A 17,149-nucleotide genomic window follows, 5' to 3' on the forward strand; every position below is an offset into this window, starting at 1 on the left:
ATGAAGAAGCTACGAGCGGCTTGCTGGCTCGTCTCGCGCACCAATCCCCACCCGCACCCCTTCCCCCGCCTGTGCCGAGGCCGAAGGAGCGGTACTGGCCAGCGCAATTAGATGCCAGACCTCTTACTGGCGTCACAATCCGCTTGCGTCATCCTGCATGCACCTTCGCCCTCGAAAACATTGAGACGCGCAAGATCGGCCGCTCTCCCCGAAGCTCTCCATACGGAGAACAAAGCCGGCTGCCGAGCATGAAGATGCAGCGGCAGATGAGGGCAAACTCTTCCATCGAATTCGATAATTTGCGTGACTGCGAGTTGGATCCGAACGTGATCAAATTTGTCGAACAGCCCGCTTGGCTGACATATGATTTGGCGGGGCGGAAGGCGCGGCACAAGGGCGACACTTTGGTGCTGACGCGCGAGGGCCTCGAATGGCAGGAGATCAAATACGAATGTGAGGCCTGTTTGCCCGAGAACGAGGTGCGGTGGCCTGAAATGGGCCGCGCTCTCAACTCAATGGGGATCAGCTTCCGAGTGGTGACTGAGCGACACATTCGCGAACGAGTACGTTTGGCGACCGTCCGGGCGATATGGGAGAACCGACTATCTCCAGTCCCCTCCGCTCAAGACAGAATTGCCATTCTGGAAGCGATCGAGTCAGGAGCTGTCAAAACAATCTCGCACCTTAGGTCGGTCTGCGCGATCGAAAAGCCAACGGTACTGGCACTTATTCGAAGAGGCTTTTTGGCCATCGACCTCAACAAGCCTATCTCGGATCAAACGGAGGTTCGTCGAGGGGTGGGGCTCAGATACGCCGCGGGCACGAGGGTGCGCTCTTCATGAGAACATCTAGTTTTTCTCCCGGCGTTCTCATTAGCATTGAGGGCGATCGCTTCACCTTGATAGATGAATGCTCGATTGAAGGAGAACCGCATTGGGCCCTCCGCAATGAGAGTGGTGTCTTTGCCGGATACAAATCCAAATCAGAGCTCGAATATCTCTACGACGTGTCACAGACTTTAGTGTTTGTGCGGGTGGAGGACGAACAGCTAACCCCAAAAAAACGAAAAAGAGTTCAGCTAATTGCAGATCTGCCTGAGGGCCGACGCAAGCGTCGTATATTCAGGCGCCGTCTTATCGAGGAGGTGACTCGACATGCCACGACGGGCTGCACAAGCCAAATTCACGGCTACGTGGAGCGAAACGGAAGAAAGCAAGCTGTAACCGTCCTGGCTCACATTGTTACCGAGGCCGCACGCAAAGTCGGTCTAGAAGTTTATGGAGAAGCACGGTCCTGCAGCGTCGCGACGTATTACCGATACTGTGCGCTTGATCCAGAAAACTTGGATGGAGTTTTCGAGAACAGAGGCAACCACAATCAGTTAGACCCGCGAGTAAAACAACTTATGAAGCGGGTTATGGGCACCCTGCTCGAGGCAGCGAAGTTTCGGAAGAAACGAGGAAACAAGCCGGTCCTCACTATGCGTGAGATAATGGTCGCCGTTCTCGATGGTCTCAAAGCTCTTCGGGCCGCGAATTCTGATTGCGGGACGTCATCGGTGCAGAAGAGCCTCGATGCAGAGACACAGTCTAGCGAGATGGCATCTCACAAGAAAGGTCCCTTGAGGATGCCATCTCCTGCGACATTCTACAATATCTACAATACCTTTCCTGCTCGCAGTCGCGACGTGGCAAAGTACGGACTTACGCGAGCTCGGAGCATGTATCGCCGGCCCGGCGAACTAGTCCATGTCGATGCGCCCCTATCCTGTCTTCAGTTTGACGAGACACCGCTACCGTTGTTCGTCGTAGATGAAGTGCACCAGATTCCGTTGGGCCGCCCTTGGCTCGCATTCCACGTAGACGAGTATAGCGACGCGATCGTAGGATTCTTTTTTGGTTTCGAGCCGCCCGGCGACCTGGTTATTGCTGCAACGACGCGGCATGCCTGTTCGATGAAAGGTTACGTTCGGCAGGAATACCCGGACATAGACAAGCCTTACCTCATGGGAGGCATTGGCCGGCATTTCACATTCGATAATTCCCTCCAAGCGCTTGGCCGCTCGATCGAAAGTATGACGCTCCAACTAGACTGCGGTTATAACTTTACGCCGAGCCGTTCGCCTTGGGTCAAAGGATTAGTAGAGGGAACGTTCGACATAGTGAACGATACATTTCTTCGAGAAATGCCCGGATATGTGCTGCCCCTTCGAGACAAGATAGACAAGCACGACTACGATCCTCAAAAGAATGCCGTAATCGGCTTTCGACACTTGCTTTGGCTTTGGCATCATTGGCTTCTAACAATTCATCATGCGCTTGCTCCTCGTACGGGGATCAAAGCAAGTATCAACGATCGTTGGCTGGAGGGCATTCGCCATATAAAGCCAACTTTCTTGGATCGAAGTAGCGATCTGAATTTGGTTTTCGGCATTGAGCGCAAAGGACGGTGGACACTCGATCATCGGGGTGTCGTGTATGAGGGCTTGCGCTACTATTCTGATGGCCTTGATATACTGAGGTCTAAGAGGGGGGCCTCCCAGGAGGTGCGGGTGAAAGTCAATCCGCTTGATCTTCTATGGATCCACGTTTGGGATGACGGAGAAGAACTATGGGTTCCCGCAAAAGCGCGCGAGGAACACTACGCCAAAGGGCTGGATCTCCATTGTCACAAGCTGATCCGGCGCCATGCAGTTCAAATGACAGGACGAGATGATTTGGAGGCATGGGTGGAGGCGCACGCGGGCCTGCAGCATCTAATTCAGAACGCGCTTCCGGATGCGCTTAGCATTGGGATTCAAAGCAAAATAGCCCGCGCGATAGGTGTCAATACCGCAAACCTATTTCGCAATATGCAGCACGATGGGAGTTTGATCGTGCCTCCCGGGTCCCCGCCTGATTTGCCGCTCCACCCGCTCCGGCCGATGAACGACACATTTATATCTAACGCGTCCGCCGCCGAACCAACTAGTCAAAAACCACGACCAATACCGCAGTTTAAGGCAGACTCTAGTCTCGGAAACGCAGACTAAGCTACGGGAGCAAGGCCATGTCCAATATGAAGCGTAAGCGGAGCCTCAAGGAAGAGATGCATTCGATCTTTGTTGCGCATCCGATGTTTGAGGAAATCCTCGATGAGATCTCGTTTTATATAGAAGAGTATGAGCCAGAGGGAAGGGCGCCAGCTCCTTGTCTTCCTGTCGTCGGTCCGACAGGCGTTGGAAAAAGCACCTTGTTCGAAAAGTTGCAGCGTCTCTATCCGCGCGTACCTAACGCGCGGAAGGTCGTGCTGCCTGATGGCGCCGAATACGTTTGCGACTACGTACCCGTAGTGTGCATCACGATCCCGGAGAAGATCTCGATCAAGGATGTCGCAGGTGCAATATTGAAGGAACTCGGAGATCCTCTCTGGAATAGGGGATCAACTGCAGAACGGACGGAGAGGATCGACCGATTTCTCAAGTACTGCGAAACGCGAGCGCTTGTTTTCGATGAATCGCAGCGCGTGATGGATCGCACCGGTGTGATTACGTCCCAAGAATTCATCGATTGGATCAAGGGGCGTCACGGAATGGGCCGGGCGGCGTATTTCTTTTTCGGGCTTCGGCGCACAGCGGATCTCTTCAGTCAGGATAGTCAATTTGATCGGCGATGGCTCTCAGAGCTTGAGATGATGCCGTACTCATGGGGCAAGGATGATGATGAGGATCTCTCGAGCCGCGACAATTTCAAGGGGCTTCTACTTGCGGTCGCGAAGCAGTCACCGGTGCCATTTCATTCGGAGCTGAATTGCGAAGACGACGATGTGGCAAAACGATTCTTCTACGCTTCACGTGGTACCGCCGGAGATCTAAAGGAAAAGCTGCTCGAAACGGCGATGACGATCTTAACCCGGCGTATTCGTTTGCACCCTGTGACTCCGTTGGTCGTCGACATGGAACTTCTCAGTGCGGCCTACAAGAAGGCATCTCAAAGGAGAATTCGCGCAGAGGGTCTCTTCGATCCGTTCTCGACGAAATGGGACGGGCGTCTCCCGCCTCCCATCCAGGATGATGGCTATGCCATAGACAAAGCGCGCCGACGTAGAAGGCGGCAGAGACGGTCAGATCGCAGGCGGGAAGTGGATGCGGCTCTATAAAGGGATTGAGTGGCATGAGCTCGACTGCGCGATTGGTGATGCGGTCCACACCACGACTGGGCGAAAGTCTGCTCGGCTTCCTGCTGAGAGTGTCTGACGTCAACTGCTGTACTGGCGTACCCGCGCTCCTTCGTCTTGCAAATCTGCCGCGCACATTCCTGACCCGTCCTTGCGTCTTAAAGGATTTAGCTTCGATTTTGGGGGGCGCTATATCGCTAAATGAACTGGAAGAGCGCGTTTACTGGCGTGCTGCCCCAAAGAAAGGGATCAAATTTGTTCGCGCGACAGTGTCCACCGTAGACGTCAATTTTACTCACCCGAGGGTTTGTCCGGCCTGTCTGGAAGAAGAAGGCATCGTACGCCAAGTGTGGGATCTCAGAGTCGTAACGGCATGTTGGCGACACGGATTTTATTTGGTTGATCATTGTTCTCAATGCGGCTCACGCCTGACCTGGCGACGAAAGCGGCTGCTTCAATGCGACTGCGGTTCAGAATTAAGAAGACAGTCGAGAGATCCTGCTCCGGAAGAGGTCGTCGCCTTTACGCTACTCTTGGAAACGCAACTGGTAAATGGAACTAACTGGATTGATCCGTTCCCGCTGCCGCTGCGCACTTTGGGCGCTATTTGTCGGGCAATCTGGTGGTTCGGCGCCGAGCTGGCAAGCCTGGAGAGGGCGCAGCCGCTTGCCATTTCTAAGCCGCGCGTTCTTGTGAGCGCAAAAATAGTCGAGAGGGGAATCGAGTGTCTGGAGCGGTGGCCTCGTTCGATCGAAGAGTTGCTTAGCCAAAAGCATTTAGCAGAATCGAACCCACAGAGCTTGGAGACTACGCCAAAGCATCTACTTTACACTATCCGTGAAACGTTCCGCGGACTGCACTTCGAGCCGATGTTAGACGATATTCGAGATATACTCGGACAAATGGAGTATCCGACTAAGCGAAACTCGTTCTATTCTGTCCGGCCGCCAAAAGGGTAACGGAGGTGTCGATCCTTCAATAATGGAAGCGCACAATGAGGCCATCAGAAAGTGTAGAGCTTAGGCCTGCGGCAAAAGTCGCTGAACCACAGCGCCTTATAGTGCGGTCGATTCCTCAACGTGGCGAGTCCTTACACGGCTGGGTGCTCCGTTTGGCAGAAGCAAATGGATACTCGAGTGCTGCGGATCTTTTGGCACTGGTTAGGCCGTTTGCTTCTGCGGCACTCCCAAACCGCGTCAGCGAGCGTCTCGCTCGGCTGGTGGACGTTTCACCGGATCATTTCGAACGGTATGTCGCGGGTAAACAAGGTCTATTTCACCATGGTGGAGAACTGCGGTTCGCGCGTCATCTATTTGATAGACACGTCAAAGTGTGTCCTGCATGTCTTCGCGAAAAAGCGGTTCTGAAGTCGGCTTGGAATCTCAGGGTATGGCAGTTTTGCCCTCAACATTATTGTAAACTCATTCGGGAGTGCCCACACTGTCATGCTGCGCTCGGCTACGCGCAGGGCGCTGTCTGCCACTGCGGTAACCGCAATTGTACTGGCGATTTAAGGCAAACGGATGGGGAGCCGGCGCCGCCGGACATTCGAAATATTCTGAGCATGTTGGGGGCCTCGGAGATTGAAGAGGACATTCATTCGTTTCCTAAACTCCCGGATGCTTTCAGGAAGGCATCCTTGGGGGATCTTATTCGCCTGATCCATCTGTTCGGAAGGTCACTTCAAGCCGTCGAGAACGATTTAGTTTCGTCAGGAGCGGTCGTTGAGAACCTGGTGATTGCTGATCGCGCTCTTACCTGTTGGCCTCAAGGCTATCACGAGTACCTCAATCGTGTTCGAGCGCTCAAGCGTCGCTCAGCAGAACGAAGTCACGAATGTGTGCTCTATCAGGAATTCCCGCTACTATTCCATGGATTGAAATACGCGCTGGTGGGACTTGTTGATGACAGGATCTTGTCTGCGCTACGAGAGGAATTGGCAAACTACGTTGAGCGTAACATTCCGAGAGCTCTGAATGCTAGAACTTGGATCACCGGACAGAAATCACGGTGGCTCACTCGGCGTGGATCGATCAAGGAACTCGGCATTTCAGAATACGCTGTTCGACGGGCTCACAAGCGCAACGAAATTTCGGTGACAACAGTGTCGGTCGGTAAGCGGCGCATCAAGCACTTTGTTGATCGGGATCAAGTGCGCTTAGAGCGTGAAGAGGCAGGCATCCTGACGACGCGACGTGACTTTAAGAAGCGATTTGGACTTATCAGTTTTCTGGAGGTCGCGAGGTTGCTACATATTGGGCGACCTATGGTTGAGCAGCTGGTCGGCGCCGGACAATTGCAAACGCGCACTCATTGGGGGGCAACCTGGTGTTTGGCGGAGTCTGTGACGCGTCTTTTGGCTGATCTCTCCTCGGTGTCAACGGGTACATGCGGCTCCAGCGGACGATGGATCGATATCAGGCGTTCTTTGTTGGTATGCAGCGCCAGGCTCCCCGACGCGGTTCAATCCGCCTTGCAGCGACGGTTGCGTCTCTTCAAGCAGATTGGTCGGAATAAGGGTTTAGAGCGCTTCAAGGTTAGTCGCGAGGATCTTGTGCGGCTTTTCCCTTAAGCTCGAGTTATTATTCCTGCATCTCAGAGTAGTAGGGGTTGGAAGCAGCTACGCTATCTTGGTCGCCGTTCGAGGGGGACTGCTGCGATCGGTACATGCTAAGCGCACAGCTCTAGCGAACTTTTGTTGCTTTTACCCAAGTCGGTCTAGGGGCTCTGCGACCGTCTATTGGGAAGTCGTCCATCCAGTCCGGCGCTGAGATCCGGCTCCACTGGAAACAGCCGCCCGTGGTCTTTTGCGAAGGTGAAAACCGTGAGGAACCAGTTAGATGATGAGAATCCATTTCGCATTTTTTCATGGACAAGGTTGCCGGTTTCGCAACTACTGGCTGGCAAATATCGCAATCTGGATTTGACGGGTTCGCGGAAGTGTCTGAAATCCCTGCCCCGGGATTCTCGACAAATGCTAGACTGTCCATATAGGCTCGCCGCATCATGCGTTCACAACTTGCCCGCAAGCCGGAGAATACCTACCACCACGGCGGTCTCCGCGACGCCTTGATCAAGGCTGCGCTGCGTGAGGCGGAGCAGGGCGGGGCGGAGGCAATCAGCATCAAGGCGCTTGCAAAGCAGCTCGGCGTCTCGCAGCCGGCGCCTTACCGTCATTTTGCCGATCGCGAGGCGCTGCTTGCGGTGGTAACGGCGGAGGCGTTCCGGCAGCTCAGCGCGTTTTTGCGGGCGGCGATGGCAAAGCCCTCGAAGCAGTCGAAGCTGTCGCGGCTGGCCCAGGCCACGCTGGATTTCGGCCTGCGCCGCAATGGCATCTACCGACTGATGTTCGCCTCGCGCACGGTGTCGTGCGCCGCCAAGGGCAGCGAGCTGCACGAGGCGACGCGCGAGACTTTTGCGCTGGTGATCGAAGCCCTGGAAGCGCCGGCGGTTGATTATTTGCGCGAGCGGCAAGCCCTCAAGATCTGGGCGGCGATGCACGGCGTGGTGATGCTGGCGGAGCAGGGCCTCTTTACCGGCGAGGCGGCTCACGCCACGCGCGAGGACCTGGTCGAGGATTTCGTGAACGAAACCAAGACGGCGCTCGCGGCTGCGATCAAGGACGCGCGCCGCAGGGCGAAGGCGGGCGTTTAAGCTTTCGCCGCAAGGAGATTCTTCAGCTTGTGGACGGCGCTGTCCGGCGTGGTCACGACGGGTCGGCCGGTGGCCTCCGCGACCAGCGGTGCAGTTGCCGCGATGCTGAACTGCGCCAGCGCGACGATGTCGCAATCGCGCAAATCCTTTGATGCTTCCACGATCAGCCTGTCGTGCTCGGCACGGTCGCCGCGGTCGAGCGCGGCCAGCGCACCTTCGGCAAGCTTCGGCACGACTTCGACGGAGGCAGGAAATTCCGGCGGCATCGAGACCAGCGTCGGCGGGAAGGTCGAGAGCAGGCCGATGCGCTTGCCCATCGTCACCGCCTGCTCGATCATGGCCTCGTTCGGCTTCAGCACCGGCTTCGGCGCATGTGCCCGGGCAACCGCTTCGATGCAGGGGCCGAAAGCCGAGCAGGTGAACAGGATCGCGTCGGCCCCCGTCGCCGCCGCGTAATCGCCAAGCGCAAGGAAGCGCTCGGTCATGGCATCGTCGAGCTTGCCGTCACGGGCCAGGTCGGCGGACAGGCTGTCATCGAGCAGGTTCATTAGCCGGGCCTCCGGCCAAGCCGTCGCGAACGCCGCGTCGATCGGCGCAATGGAATGCTTGAGAGCGTGGATCAGGGCAATGCGCATGGGGCTCGGTGCTTCTTCTCCCTCGCTTACGGGGGAGGGTCGGGGTAAGGGGCTCTGTCCGCACGATAGATGAGAGACGGATTCGCGGAGGCGGCCCCTCACCCGGTTCGCTCCGCAATTCGACCTCTCCCCGCGCGCGGGGAAAGGTGAACTCCTTACTTGAACGGCACCGCGTACATCAAGCCGCCTTTGCTCCAGAGCCCGTTGAGGCCGCGCTCGAGCTTGAGCGGACTGGCTTTGCCGACATTGCGCTCGTAGATCTCGCCGTAATTGCCGCCTGCCTTGATCGCCGTGACCAGCCATTTGTTATCGAGCCCGAGCCGCGAGCCGAGATCGCCGGAGGCACCGAGCAGGCGCTGCACCGCGGGCGTTTGCGACTTCGCCATCTCGTCGACATTGCCTTGCGTGACGCCGAGCTCCTCGGCCTCGATCAGCCCATTGTGCAACCAGGTGATGATGTCGCTCCAGACCTCGTCGCCGTTGCGGGTGAAGGGTCCGAGCGGTTCCTTGCTGATGGTCTGCGGCAGCACGACGTAGTCGGCCGGGTTCGGCGCTGCGGTCGTCACGGCACCTGCGAGCGCAGAAGCGTCCTGGGTCATGGCATCGCAGCGGCCGCCAAAGAAGGTCTGGTACATGGTGTCGACGCGGTCGAACACCAGCGGCTTCCAGTCGATGCCGTTGGCGCGGCCGTAATCGCCGAGCGTGACCTCATGCGTGGTGCCCTGCGCGACGCAGACGGTGGCGCCCTTGAGGTCCTTGATCTCCTTCACGCCGAGGTCCTTCTTCACGACAAAGCCCTGGCCGTCGTAGAAGTTGATGGGGCCCTGCCGCAGGCCCAGCGTGACGCCGCGCAGATAAGTCTGCGTCGAGTTGCGGTAGAGCACGTCGATCTCGCCCGATTGCAGAGCGGTGAAACGGTTCTGCGCCGTCAGCGAGACGTAACGCACCTTGCTCGGATCGCCGAGCACACCAGCCGCGAGCGCCCGGCAATAATCGACGTCGAGGCCCTTGTAATTGCCCTGCGAGTCGGGCGCGGAGAAGCCGGCAAAGCCGGCACTGACGCCGCACACCAGCGTGCCGCGGCTTTTCACCGTGTCGAGCGTCGCGGCCGACGCGACAACCGTCGATGCCGCGAGCAGGCCTGCCGCGATAACCACTTTCCTCATCATGTTAGTCTCCCCTCAGTGATTGACACTACGCAATACGTTGTCGACGGCCGTGCCGAGCTTGTCGACGATCAGGTCGATCTCCTCGGCCGAAGCGATATAGGGCGGCGCCAGCAGCACGTGGTCGCCGCGGACCCCGTCCACGGTGCCGCCGCCGGGATAGCAGCCGAGCCCGTTGGCAAAGGCTTCTGCCTTGATCTTCTGGTTGAGCTTGAGCGCCGGATCGAACGACGTGCGGCTGGCGCGATCGGCGACGAGCTCGATCGCCCAGAACAGTCCGCGCCCCCTGATGTCGCCGACATAGCGGTGATTGCCGAAGCGTTCGACGAGGTGCTGCTCGAGCTGCTTGCCGCGCTCCTTGACGTAATCGAGCAGCCGATCCTCGCGGATCACATCCTGCACCGCGAGCGCGGCCGCGCAGGCGAGCGGATGTGCCATATAAGTGTGGCCATGCTGAAACGCGCCCGAACCGGCGCGAATCGTGTCGATGATCCTGCCGCTCGCGAGCATCGCGCCGATCGGCTGATAGCCGCCGCCGAGGCCTTTTGCGATGGCCTGGATGTCGGGCGCGACGCCTTCCTGTTCCCAGGCGTGTGTGATGCCGGTGCGGCCCATGCCGCACATGACCTCGTCGAGGATGAGCAGCGCGCCGTGCCGGTCGCAAATCTCGCGCATCGCCTTGAAGTAGCCGGCCGGCGCCGTTACGGCACCGGCCGTGGCGCCGACGACGGGCTCGGCGAGGAATGCTGCAACGGTATTGGGACCGAGCCGTTGAAACTCGGCTTCAAGCTCGGCCGCCAGCCGCGCCACGAACTGCGCATCCGACTCGCCGTCGTGTTTCTCATGATAGGCAAAGGCGGGAGTGACATGGCTGAAGGCGGCTGACAGCAGCGGCGCATAGGGCGCGCGCCGCCAGGCGTTGCCGCCGGCGGCGAGTGCGCCCAGCGTATTGCCGTGGTAGCTCTGCCGCCGCGCGATGAAATGCTGCCGCTGCGGCTCGCCGCGCTCGATGAAATATTGCCGCGCGAGCTTGATGCTGGCTTCGATCGCCTCCGATCCGCCGCTGACGAAATAGGCGTAGGCGAGACCGCCCGGCTCGTGCCCGACCAGCGTGTCGGCGAGCGCCTCCGCCGGCTCGGACGAGAAGAAGGCGGTATGGGCATAGGCCAGCGTCGAGGCTTGTTTAGCCATCGCAGCGATCACACGCGGGTGCTGGTGGCCGAGGCAGGAGACCGCCGCGCCGCCGGAGGCGTCGATCACGCGGCGCCCGTCCTCGGCGAAGAGGTAGACGCCTTCACCGCCGATCGCCTTGGGCGGCGTCTCGCGCAACGAACGATGCAGCACGCGGCTGATGCGAGCGGCCATGGATCAACCTTTCTCTGAAACGTAGGTGGAGGCCGCGGCCAGCCGTACCTCGGTATCCTGAAGGCGCTTCTTCGCCGCCGTGCCGCCGAGCGAGAACGTCACCGCGGCCAGCGACTGCGCAATCGCGATTGCGCCGGTGAGGCTCGGGAAGAAGCCGGGGGAGGAGGCCGCTTCGAACAGCAGCACATGGTCGGCGCCTTCGGCCATCGGAGCCGCCACGCTGTCCGCAATCGCGATCAAGGTTGCGCCGGCGCGATAGGCAGCCTGCACGACGCGGACGCTGGCATGCGTATAGGGCAGAAAGCCGATGACGATGACGGCTTCGCCGGGGCGGAAGGCGCCGAGGTCGAGATCGTCAGGACCGGACCCGCCGACGATCTGCACCTGATCGGGACGGAACAGCCGCAGCTCGTAATTCAGCAACTCCGCGACGCTGCGGCAGCTTCGATAGCCGGTGATCCAGATCCGCTTTGCGATATGCAGAGCGCGCGCCGCCTCCGCAATCGGCTGCGCTGGAATGCGCAGAAGGCCCGCAGCCTCGGCGTCGAGCTTGTCGGTGACGAGCGCGACATCGGCGTTGGGGCCGTGGCGGCGGCTTTTCGCGCGGACAGAGAAGGGCGCCAGCTGCAACGGCCGCCTCGCTTCCGTCAGCGCGGCGCGCAATTCGTCCCAGCCGGAATAGCCGATCGCTTTCGCAAGCCGCGTGAACGCGGCGGGATCGGCGCCAGCAACCGCTGCAAGGTCGCGCATTGAACGGGTGGTGGCGTCGTAATCGTTGGCCGCGACGAAGCGCCCGACCTCCTGCAGCCGCATCGGGAGCGATGGCAGTGCAATGCGCAGTTCGCTCAGGGGCGAGGATTTCGCGGGCTCGGCCATGAAACATTTGTTGCACGAACTGAATATTGGTGCAACAGTTGACGTGCGCCGCCGGAAATCGCTGCTTTCGATGAGGATTTTTGTGCTGTGACCACCGATGATCCCAGACCGCCGCCACGCCGCCGTTTGTCTGTCGCACTCGGAAGCCGCGAGCTGAAGGGCCTGTTCTGGCAAGTCCTGGTGGTCGGGATTGCGGTCGCGGTCGTCGTCTTTCTCTGGTCCAACACCGTCACCAACCTGTCGGCCCGCCGCATTACCACCGGCTTTGCCTTCCTCGGCCGCGAGGCCGGCATGCCCATCGCCGATAGTCTCGTCGCCTACAATCCGAGGGATACCTATCTCTGGGCCTTTGTCGTCGGCGTCGCCAACACCTTGCGCGTCGCCGTGATCGGTATCGTGCTCGCGACGATTTTGGGCACGCTGATCGGGATCTCGCGGCTGTCGGCCAACTGGCTGCTCTCCCGCCTCGCCGCCGTCTATGTCGAGGTGCTGCGCGACATCCCGCTGCTGCTCCAGCTGCTGTTCTGGTATGTCCTGATGCAGGCGCTGCCGGCCGCGCGCGCGGCGTTTCGGCCGATCGATGGCGTGTTCCTCTCAAACCGCGGCCTGATCCTGCCGGCGATCCCGATCGGGAGACCGCAACTCTGGGTGCTCTGCACGGCCGTGCTGGGCGTAGCCGTGTTCTACGGCGTCCGGCGATGGCTGATCGCGCGGCAGATGCGCGACGGCAAGCCACGGCCGGCTTGGCCTTTTGCGCTTGGTCTCATCGTGGTGCTTCCGGCGCTCGTGTCCGTGCTGCTCGGCGTGCCCTGGACGATCGAATGGCCCGAGTTGCGCGGCTTCAACTTCGTCGGCGGGCTGACGCTCGCGCCTGAGTATTTTGCGCTGCTGATTGCGCTCGTTACTTATACCTCCGCCTTCATCGCCGAGATCGTGCGCAGCGGCATCCAATCGGTGCCGCGCGGCCAGTGGGATGCCGCCAATGCGCTAGGCTTGCGTCGCAGCTTCATGCTGCGGCAGATCGTCTTGCCGCAAGCCATGCGGGTGATCGTGCCGCCGATGACCAGCCAGTATCTCAACTTGACCAAAAACTCCTCGCTCGCGGTGGCGATCGGCTACCAGGACGTCGTCTCGATCGCCAACACTACGCTGAACCAGACCGGACAGGCGATCGAGGCGATCGCGTTGATCATGGCGGTGTTCCTGACCATCAGCCTCGGCATCAGCTTCTTCATGAACTGGTACAATGCGCGCATCGCGCTGGTGGAGCGCTGAGCATGACGGCCGTTACCGACATGCCGGACGTACCGCGCGCAGCTCGCCGCCCGCAAATGGGAAACCCGGTGCTGCGCTGGCTGCGCACCAACCTGTTCTCGTCGATCCCGAACGGCATCCTCTCGGTCGTGCTGCTGGCGGTGCTCGCGAAGGGCGTCATCGGTTTCGTGCAATGGGGCATCGCTAATGCGGTCTGGCTCACGCCGGCAAACGACTCCAGCGCCTGCCGTGCCGCGCGCGGTCTTGGCGCTTGTTGGGCGATCATCCCCGAAAAGTACCGCTTCATCCTGTTCGGCACCTATCCGTTCGACGAACAGTGGCGGCCGGCGCTGTCGGTCATGCTGTTCATCGGGCTGTTTTATCTGTCCTCCCGCCGCGCCTTGTGGCGCCGCGAGCTGGTCTATCTCTGGATCGCCGTGCTTGGCCTGATCAGCGTGCTGATGTGGGGCGGCGTGCTCGGCTTGTCATTCGTTTCGCAGGATCGTTGGGGCGGCTTGCCGGTGACGCTGATCCTCGCCACCTTCGGCCTCGCCTTCGGCTTTCCGCTTGGCATCCTCGTCGCGCTCGGCCGGCGTTCGAATCTGCCGGCGATCCGTTCGCTCTCGGTGGTCTATGTCGAGCTGATCCGCGGCGTGCCGCTCGTGAGCCTGCTGTTCATGGCGAGCGTGATGTTTCCGCTGTTCATGCCCAGCGGCTTTAATATCGACAAGCTCCTGCGGGCGCAGATCGCGATCATCCTGTTCGCGGGGGCCTACCTTGCCGAAGTCATCCGCGGCGGCCTTCAGGCGGTGCCACGCGGGCAGTATGAGGCCGCCGATGCGCTCGGCCTGTCCTATTGGCGCAAGAACCGGCTGATCGTCCTGCCGCAGGCGATCCGCCACGTCATCCCGCCGCTGGTCAACACCTTCATCGCCTTCTTCAAGGACACCAGCCTCGTCCTGATCATCGGCATTTTCGACCTGCTGACCACAGCCAAGACCGCGATCATCGATCCCGCCTGGCAGCAGTTTTCGGTCGAGGTCTATATCTTCGTGGCGGCAATCTATTTTGTCTTCTGCTTCGCGATGTCGCGCTACAGCCGGAGTCTGGAGGCGCATTCGGCCCACGCAAGCTGAGTGCTGCGTGGCGAGTGCCCGCCGCCGGGATTGATGAGCGGCGCTCATAACCCCATGCAAGATTGAGCCGCTAGTGCCCGTGCTGTGCTCGCGCTAGAGGTCCGCTCTTGTCAGGTGCCTCACCTGGCGATTTGGGCGTGCGGCTGTCGGCCGCACTGCCGGGCGAGCGAGGAGCAGCTTTCGATGGACGTCATCATCAACGGCAAGACTCACCAGGTGCAGACCGAGGACGATACGCCCCTGCTATGGGTGATCCGCGACGAGCTCGGCATGACCGGCACCAAATATGGCTGCGGCATTGCCCAGTGCGGCGCCTGCACCGTGCTGATCGACGGCCAGCCGACACGCTCATGCGTCACGCCGGTCGGCAGTGTTGCCGGTCAGAACATCACCACGATTGAGGCCGTCACGGAGGATGCCGTCGGCCGCCGCGTGGTCGAGGCTTGGGTCGTGCACCAGGTGCCGCAATGCGGCTACTGCCAATCGGGCCAGGTCATGGCAGCGACCGCGCTCCTGAAGCAGAACCCGAAGCCCAGCGAACAGGAGATTGCCTCCGCGATGGTCAATCTCTGCCGGTGCGGCACCTACAATGCCATCGCCGCAGCGGTGCGGCAGATTGCACAGGGTTGAGGGGCTTCGGTCATGAACAGCTTGCATGATGAATTCATTCCGGTCTCCGATCTGCCGGAGGGCCGGCCGGCCAACCTGTCGCGCCGCGGCTTCCTTGGTGCCTCGCTCGGCGCGCTGGTGCTCGGCGTGACGCTGCCCGGCGCAGGCGCGCTGGCCCAGAATGCGGCGACGGCCGCGAAGTCCGCGCCGCGCGTCTCCGCCTTCCTGGAGATCCGTACCGACGGCAGCGTGCTGTTGCGCAGCCCGTTCGTCGAGGGCGGGCAGGGCGTCTCCACCGCGATGGCGCAGATTGTCGGCGAAGAGCTCGATGTCGATCCCGCAAATTTCACGGTGGAATGCGCGCCGCCCGGATCCGATTATCAGGTGGTCGGCGGCCGCCGCTTCACCGGCGGAAGTTTTTCGGTGCGTTCGAGTTATGAGACCATGCGTCGGGTCGGCGCGTCCGCGCGCCAGATGCTGCTGCAGGCTGCAGCTTCGCGCCTGAAGGTGCCCGTGGCCAGTCTGTCGACGGAGCCCGGCCGCGTTCTCCACGCTGCATCCGGCCGGGCCCTCGGCTATGGCGCGCTCGCCGCGGACGCTGCCGCACTGCCGGTGCCTGAGGATGTCACGCTGCGCGAGGACAAGGATTTCCGCTGGATCGGCAAGCCGGTCGCACGTCTCGACGTGCGCGGCAAATCGGTCGGCAAGGCTGCCTATGCCATCGACATGCAGGTCGATGGCATGCTGCGCGCTGCCGTACAGCACGCGCCACGTCTCGATCTGGAGCCCGCCGCCTTCACCAACGAGGCGGAGGTGAAGGCGATGCCTGGCGTGCATTCAATCCATCGTCTGCCCGGCGCCGTCGCGGTCGTCGCCGACCGCTGGTGGCGCGCACGCCGCGCGGTGGAGACGTTGCAGGTGACATGGACGGATGCGGCGCCAGGGACGCGTCGTGCCATGCCTTCCGATTTCTCGTCGGAGGGCCGCAGAGCGCAGCTTGCCGCCGCGCCGGGGCCGGGCATCGCCGCGGAAACAGTTCGAGATGCTGCTGCCACGCTGGAGGGCGCGGCGAAGACCGTCACCGCGACCTACGATGCGCCCTATCTCGCGCATGGTCAGCTCGAGCCGCCTTCCGCGCTCGCGCGCTTCAACGACGACGGCACGCTCGATCTCTGGCTGCCCAACCAGGCGCCCGAGATGTTCCTGGCGCGCGCAGCCAAGGCAGCCGGCATTCCGGCGGAGAAGATCAAAATTCACTCGCCGATGCTCGGCGGCTTCTTCGGCCGCCACTTCATCTACGAGACCGCCAATCCGTTCCCGCAGGCGATCCTATTGTCGAAGGCGGTCGGACGACCGGTCAAGCTGATCTGGAGTCGCGAGGAGGAATTCTTGCGCGATGCGCTGCGGCCCATGGGCTTTGTGCGCTTCCGCGCCGGCCTCGATGCGAACGGATTGCCGATCGCGCTGGAGGCAGAAGCCGTTGGCGAAGGGCCGCGTGACCGCTGGTTCGGCCGCAAGCCGGATGCGGCCGATGGTTCGGCGGTCGAAGGCATCTCCGGCAAGCCCTACGCCATTCCCAGCCGCCGCATCGCCCATGTTCTCGTCGATGATCCCGCCATCATCGGCTTCTGGCGCTCCGTCGGCCACTCCATGAATGATTTCTTCTATGAGACGTTCTTCGACGAGGTCGCCGACGCAGGACAGCAGGATCCCTACGACCTGCGGCTGCAGCTGCTGGCGGACAAGCCGCGGCACAAGGCGCTGCTACAGGCGGTCGGCGACCTGTCCGGCGGCTGGAAGCGCGGTCCCTTCACCGCGCCCGACGACGGCAAGCGCGCGCGGGGTGTTGCCATGGCCTCGCCGTTTGGCAGCGAGGTGGCGACCATCGCGGAAGTATCGCTCAAGGACGGTGCGGTCGCGGTGCACGACGTCTGGGTAGCGATCGATCCGGGTCGCATCGTCAATCCCGGCATCATCGAGGCGCAGGTCAATTCGGCAGTCGCGCTCGGCCTCTCCTCGGCGCTGCTGGAGGAAGTGGTCTATGCCAAGGGCGTGCCGCAGGCGCGCAATTTCGACGGCTATCCGATTCTGCCGCCGGACCGCATGCCGCGCGTCCATGTCCGTATCGTCGAAAGCGGTGCGCCGATGGGTGGCATCGGCGAGCCTGGGCTGCCCGGCGTGCCGCCGGCGGTCGCGAATGCGGTTGCCGCTTTGACCGGGCAGCGCATCCGCAGCCTGCCATTCTCGAAGATGAAGTTCGGCGATACGTAGTGGAGTTGTTCTCGCGTCCCGGACGCGC

The 17,149-nt window shown here is 60.9% G+C and carries 14 protein-coding genes; 10 read left to right on the top strand and 4 right to left on the bottom strand.

Annotation, left to right across the window (positions count from 1 at the left end; all coding sequences use genetic code 11):
• The 6 genes from FXV83_RS36295 to FXV83_RS36320 form a co-directional block, all read left to right on the top strand.
• Window positions 1-842, top strand: an 842-nt coding sequence (locus FXV83_RS36295) for a PDDEXK family nuclease (protein ID WP_210250782.1), incomplete at its 5' end; no start/stop codon positions are given.
• Complete coding sequence (locus FXV83_RS36300) at window positions 839-3,031, top strand: DDE-type integrase/transposase/recombinase (protein WP_148744360.1); 2,193 nt, start codon at window positions 839-841, stop codon at window positions 3,029-3,031. The genes FXV83_RS36295 and FXV83_RS36300, both read left to right, overlap by 4 nt.
• Window positions 3,032-3,048: 17 nt before the next feature.
• Window positions 3,049-4,137, top strand: coding sequence for a TniB family NTP-binding protein (locus FXV83_RS36305; protein WP_148744361.1), 1,089 nt, complete (start codon window positions 3,049-3,051; stop codon window positions 4,135-4,137).
• A 14-nt stretch (window positions 4,138-4,151) separates the two neighbouring features.
• A complete protein-coding gene (locus FXV83_RS36310; RefSeq protein WP_148744363.1) occupies window positions 4,152-5,114 on the top strand; it encodes a TniQ family protein in 963 nt (320 codons plus the stop codon).
• Window positions 5,115-5,149: 35 nt separating this feature from the next.
• Window positions 5,150-6,727, top strand: coding sequence for a TniQ family protein (locus FXV83_RS36315; protein WP_148744365.1), 1,578 nt, complete (start codon window positions 5,150-5,152; stop codon window positions 6,725-6,727).
• 434 nt (window positions 6,728-7,161) lie between these two features.
• A complete protein-coding gene (locus FXV83_RS36320; RefSeq protein WP_148744367.1) occupies window positions 7,162-7,809 on the top strand; it encodes a TetR/AcrR family transcriptional regulator in 648 nt (215 codons plus the stop codon).
• Here FXV83_RS36320 and FXV83_RS36325 read toward each other — a convergent pair.
• The 4 genes from FXV83_RS36325 to FXV83_RS36340 form a co-directional block, all read right to left on the bottom strand.
• Window positions 7,806-8,444 carry an aspartate/glutamate racemase family protein gene (locus FXV83_RS36325; protein WP_148744368.1) on the bottom strand — a complete coding sequence of 213 codons (639 nt, stop codon included), beginning with the start codon at window positions 8,442-8,444 and terminating at the stop codon, window positions 7,806-7,808. The two genes, FXV83_RS36320 and FXV83_RS36325, sit on opposite strands and share 4 nt — an antisense overlap.
• Window positions 8,445-8,599: 155 nt before the next feature.
• Window positions 8,600-9,613, bottom strand: a complete 1,014-nt coding sequence (locus FXV83_RS36330) for an amino acid ABC transporter substrate-binding protein (RefSeq protein ID WP_148744370.1) — start codon at window positions 9,611-9,613, stop codon at window positions 8,600-8,602.
• Window positions 9,614-9,625: 12 nt separating this feature from the next.
• A complete protein-coding gene (locus FXV83_RS36335; RefSeq protein ID WP_148744372.1) occupies window positions 9,626-10,975 on the bottom strand; it encodes an aspartate aminotransferase family protein in 1,350 nt (449 codons plus the stop codon).
• Between the two features lie 3 nt (window positions 10,976-10,978).
• Window positions 10,979-11,851: a MurR/RpiR family transcriptional regulator gene (locus FXV83_RS36340; RefSeq protein ID WP_148744374.1), complete on the bottom strand. Its 873-nt coding sequence runs from the start codon at window positions 11,849-11,851 to the stop codon at window positions 10,979-10,981.
• A gap of 87 nt (window positions 11,852-11,938) precedes the next feature.
• On the opposite strand from FXV83_RS36340, the gene FXV83_RS36345 reads away from it, so the two are divergent.
• From FXV83_RS36345 to FXV83_RS36360, 4 genes are all read left to right on the top strand, one after another.
• Window positions 11,939-13,126: an amino acid ABC transporter permease gene (locus FXV83_RS36345; RefSeq protein WP_148744377.1), complete on the top strand. Its 1,188-nt coding sequence runs from the start codon at window positions 11,939-11,941 to the stop codon at window positions 13,124-13,126.
• Window positions 13,127-13,128: 2 nt separating this feature from the next.
• A complete protein-coding gene (locus tag FXV83_RS36350) occupies window positions 13,129-14,241 on the top strand; it encodes an amino acid ABC transporter permease (RefSeq protein ID WP_148744379.1) in 1,113 nt (370 codons plus the stop codon).
• 183 nt (window positions 14,242-14,424) lie between these two features.
• Complete coding sequence (locus FXV83_RS36355; RefSeq protein ID WP_148744380.1) at window positions 14,425-14,871, top strand: (2Fe-2S)-binding protein; 447 nt, start codon at window positions 14,425-14,427, stop codon at window positions 14,869-14,871.
• 12 nt (window positions 14,872-14,883) lie between these two features.
• The gene (locus tag FXV83_RS36360) at window positions 14,884-17,121 is read left to right on the top strand and encodes a xanthine dehydrogenase family protein molybdopterin-binding subunit (RefSeq protein ID WP_148744381.1); all 2,238 of its coding nucleotides are present in this window, start codon (window positions 14,884-14,886) and stop codon (window positions 17,119-17,121) included.
• Window positions 17,122-17,149: the final 28 nt, after the last annotated feature.

The organism is Bradyrhizobium hipponense, assembly GCF_008123965.1.
In the GTDB taxonomy this organism is placed as follows: domain Bacteria; phylum Pseudomonadota; class Alphaproteobacteria; order Rhizobiales; family Xanthobacteraceae; genus Bradyrhizobium; species Bradyrhizobium hipponense.

What these genes read in the sequence shown, in the direction of transcription:
- FXV83_RS36300 (WP_148744360.1), top strand. Translation starts at nt 839, where the DNA reads ATGAGAACATCTAGTTTTTCTCCCGGCGTTCTCATTAGCATTGAGGGC.
- FXV83_RS36305 (WP_148744361.1), top strand. Translation starts at nt 3,049, where the DNA reads ATGTCCAATATGAAGCGTAAGCGGAGCCTCAAGGAAGAGATGCATTCG.
- FXV83_RS36310 (WP_148744363.1), top strand. Translation starts at nt 4,152, where the DNA reads ATGAGCTCGACTGCGCGATTGGTGATGCGGTCCACACCACGACTGGGC.
- FXV83_RS36315 (WP_148744365.1), top strand. Translation starts at nt 5,150, where the DNA reads ATGAGGCCATCAGAAAGTGTAGAGCTTAGGCCTGCGGCAAAAGTCGCT.
- FXV83_RS36320 (WP_148744367.1), top strand. Translation starts at nt 7,162, where the DNA reads ATGCGTTCACAACTTGCCCGCAAGCCGGAGAATACCTACCACCACGGC.
- FXV83_RS36325 (WP_148744368.1), bottom strand. Translation starts at nt 8,444, where the DNA reads ATGCGCATTGCCCTGATCCACGCTCTCAAGCATTCCATTGCGCCGATC.
- FXV83_RS36330 (WP_148744370.1), bottom strand. Translation starts at nt 9,613, where the DNA reads ATGATGAGGAAAGTGGTTATCGCGGCAGGCCTGCTCGCGGCATCGACG.
- FXV83_RS36335 (WP_148744372.1), bottom strand. Translation starts at nt 10,975, where the DNA reads ATGGCCGCTCGCATCAGCCGCGTGCTGCATCGTTCGTTGCGCGAGACG.
- FXV83_RS36340 (WP_148744374.1), bottom strand. Translation starts at nt 11,851, where the DNA reads ATGGCCGAGCCCGCGAAATCCTCGCCCCTGAGCGAACTGCGCATTGCA.
- FXV83_RS36350 (WP_148744379.1), top strand. Translation starts at nt 13,129, where the DNA reads ATGACGGCCGTTACCGACATGCCGGACGTACCGCGCGCAGCTCGCCGC.
- FXV83_RS36355 (WP_148744380.1), top strand. Translation starts at nt 14,425, where the DNA reads ATGGACGTCATCATCAACGGCAAGACTCACCAGGTGCAGACCGAGGAC.
- FXV83_RS36360 (WP_148744381.1), top strand. Translation starts at nt 14,884, where the DNA reads ATGAACAGCTTGCATGATGAATTCATTCCGGTCTCCGATCTGCCGGAG.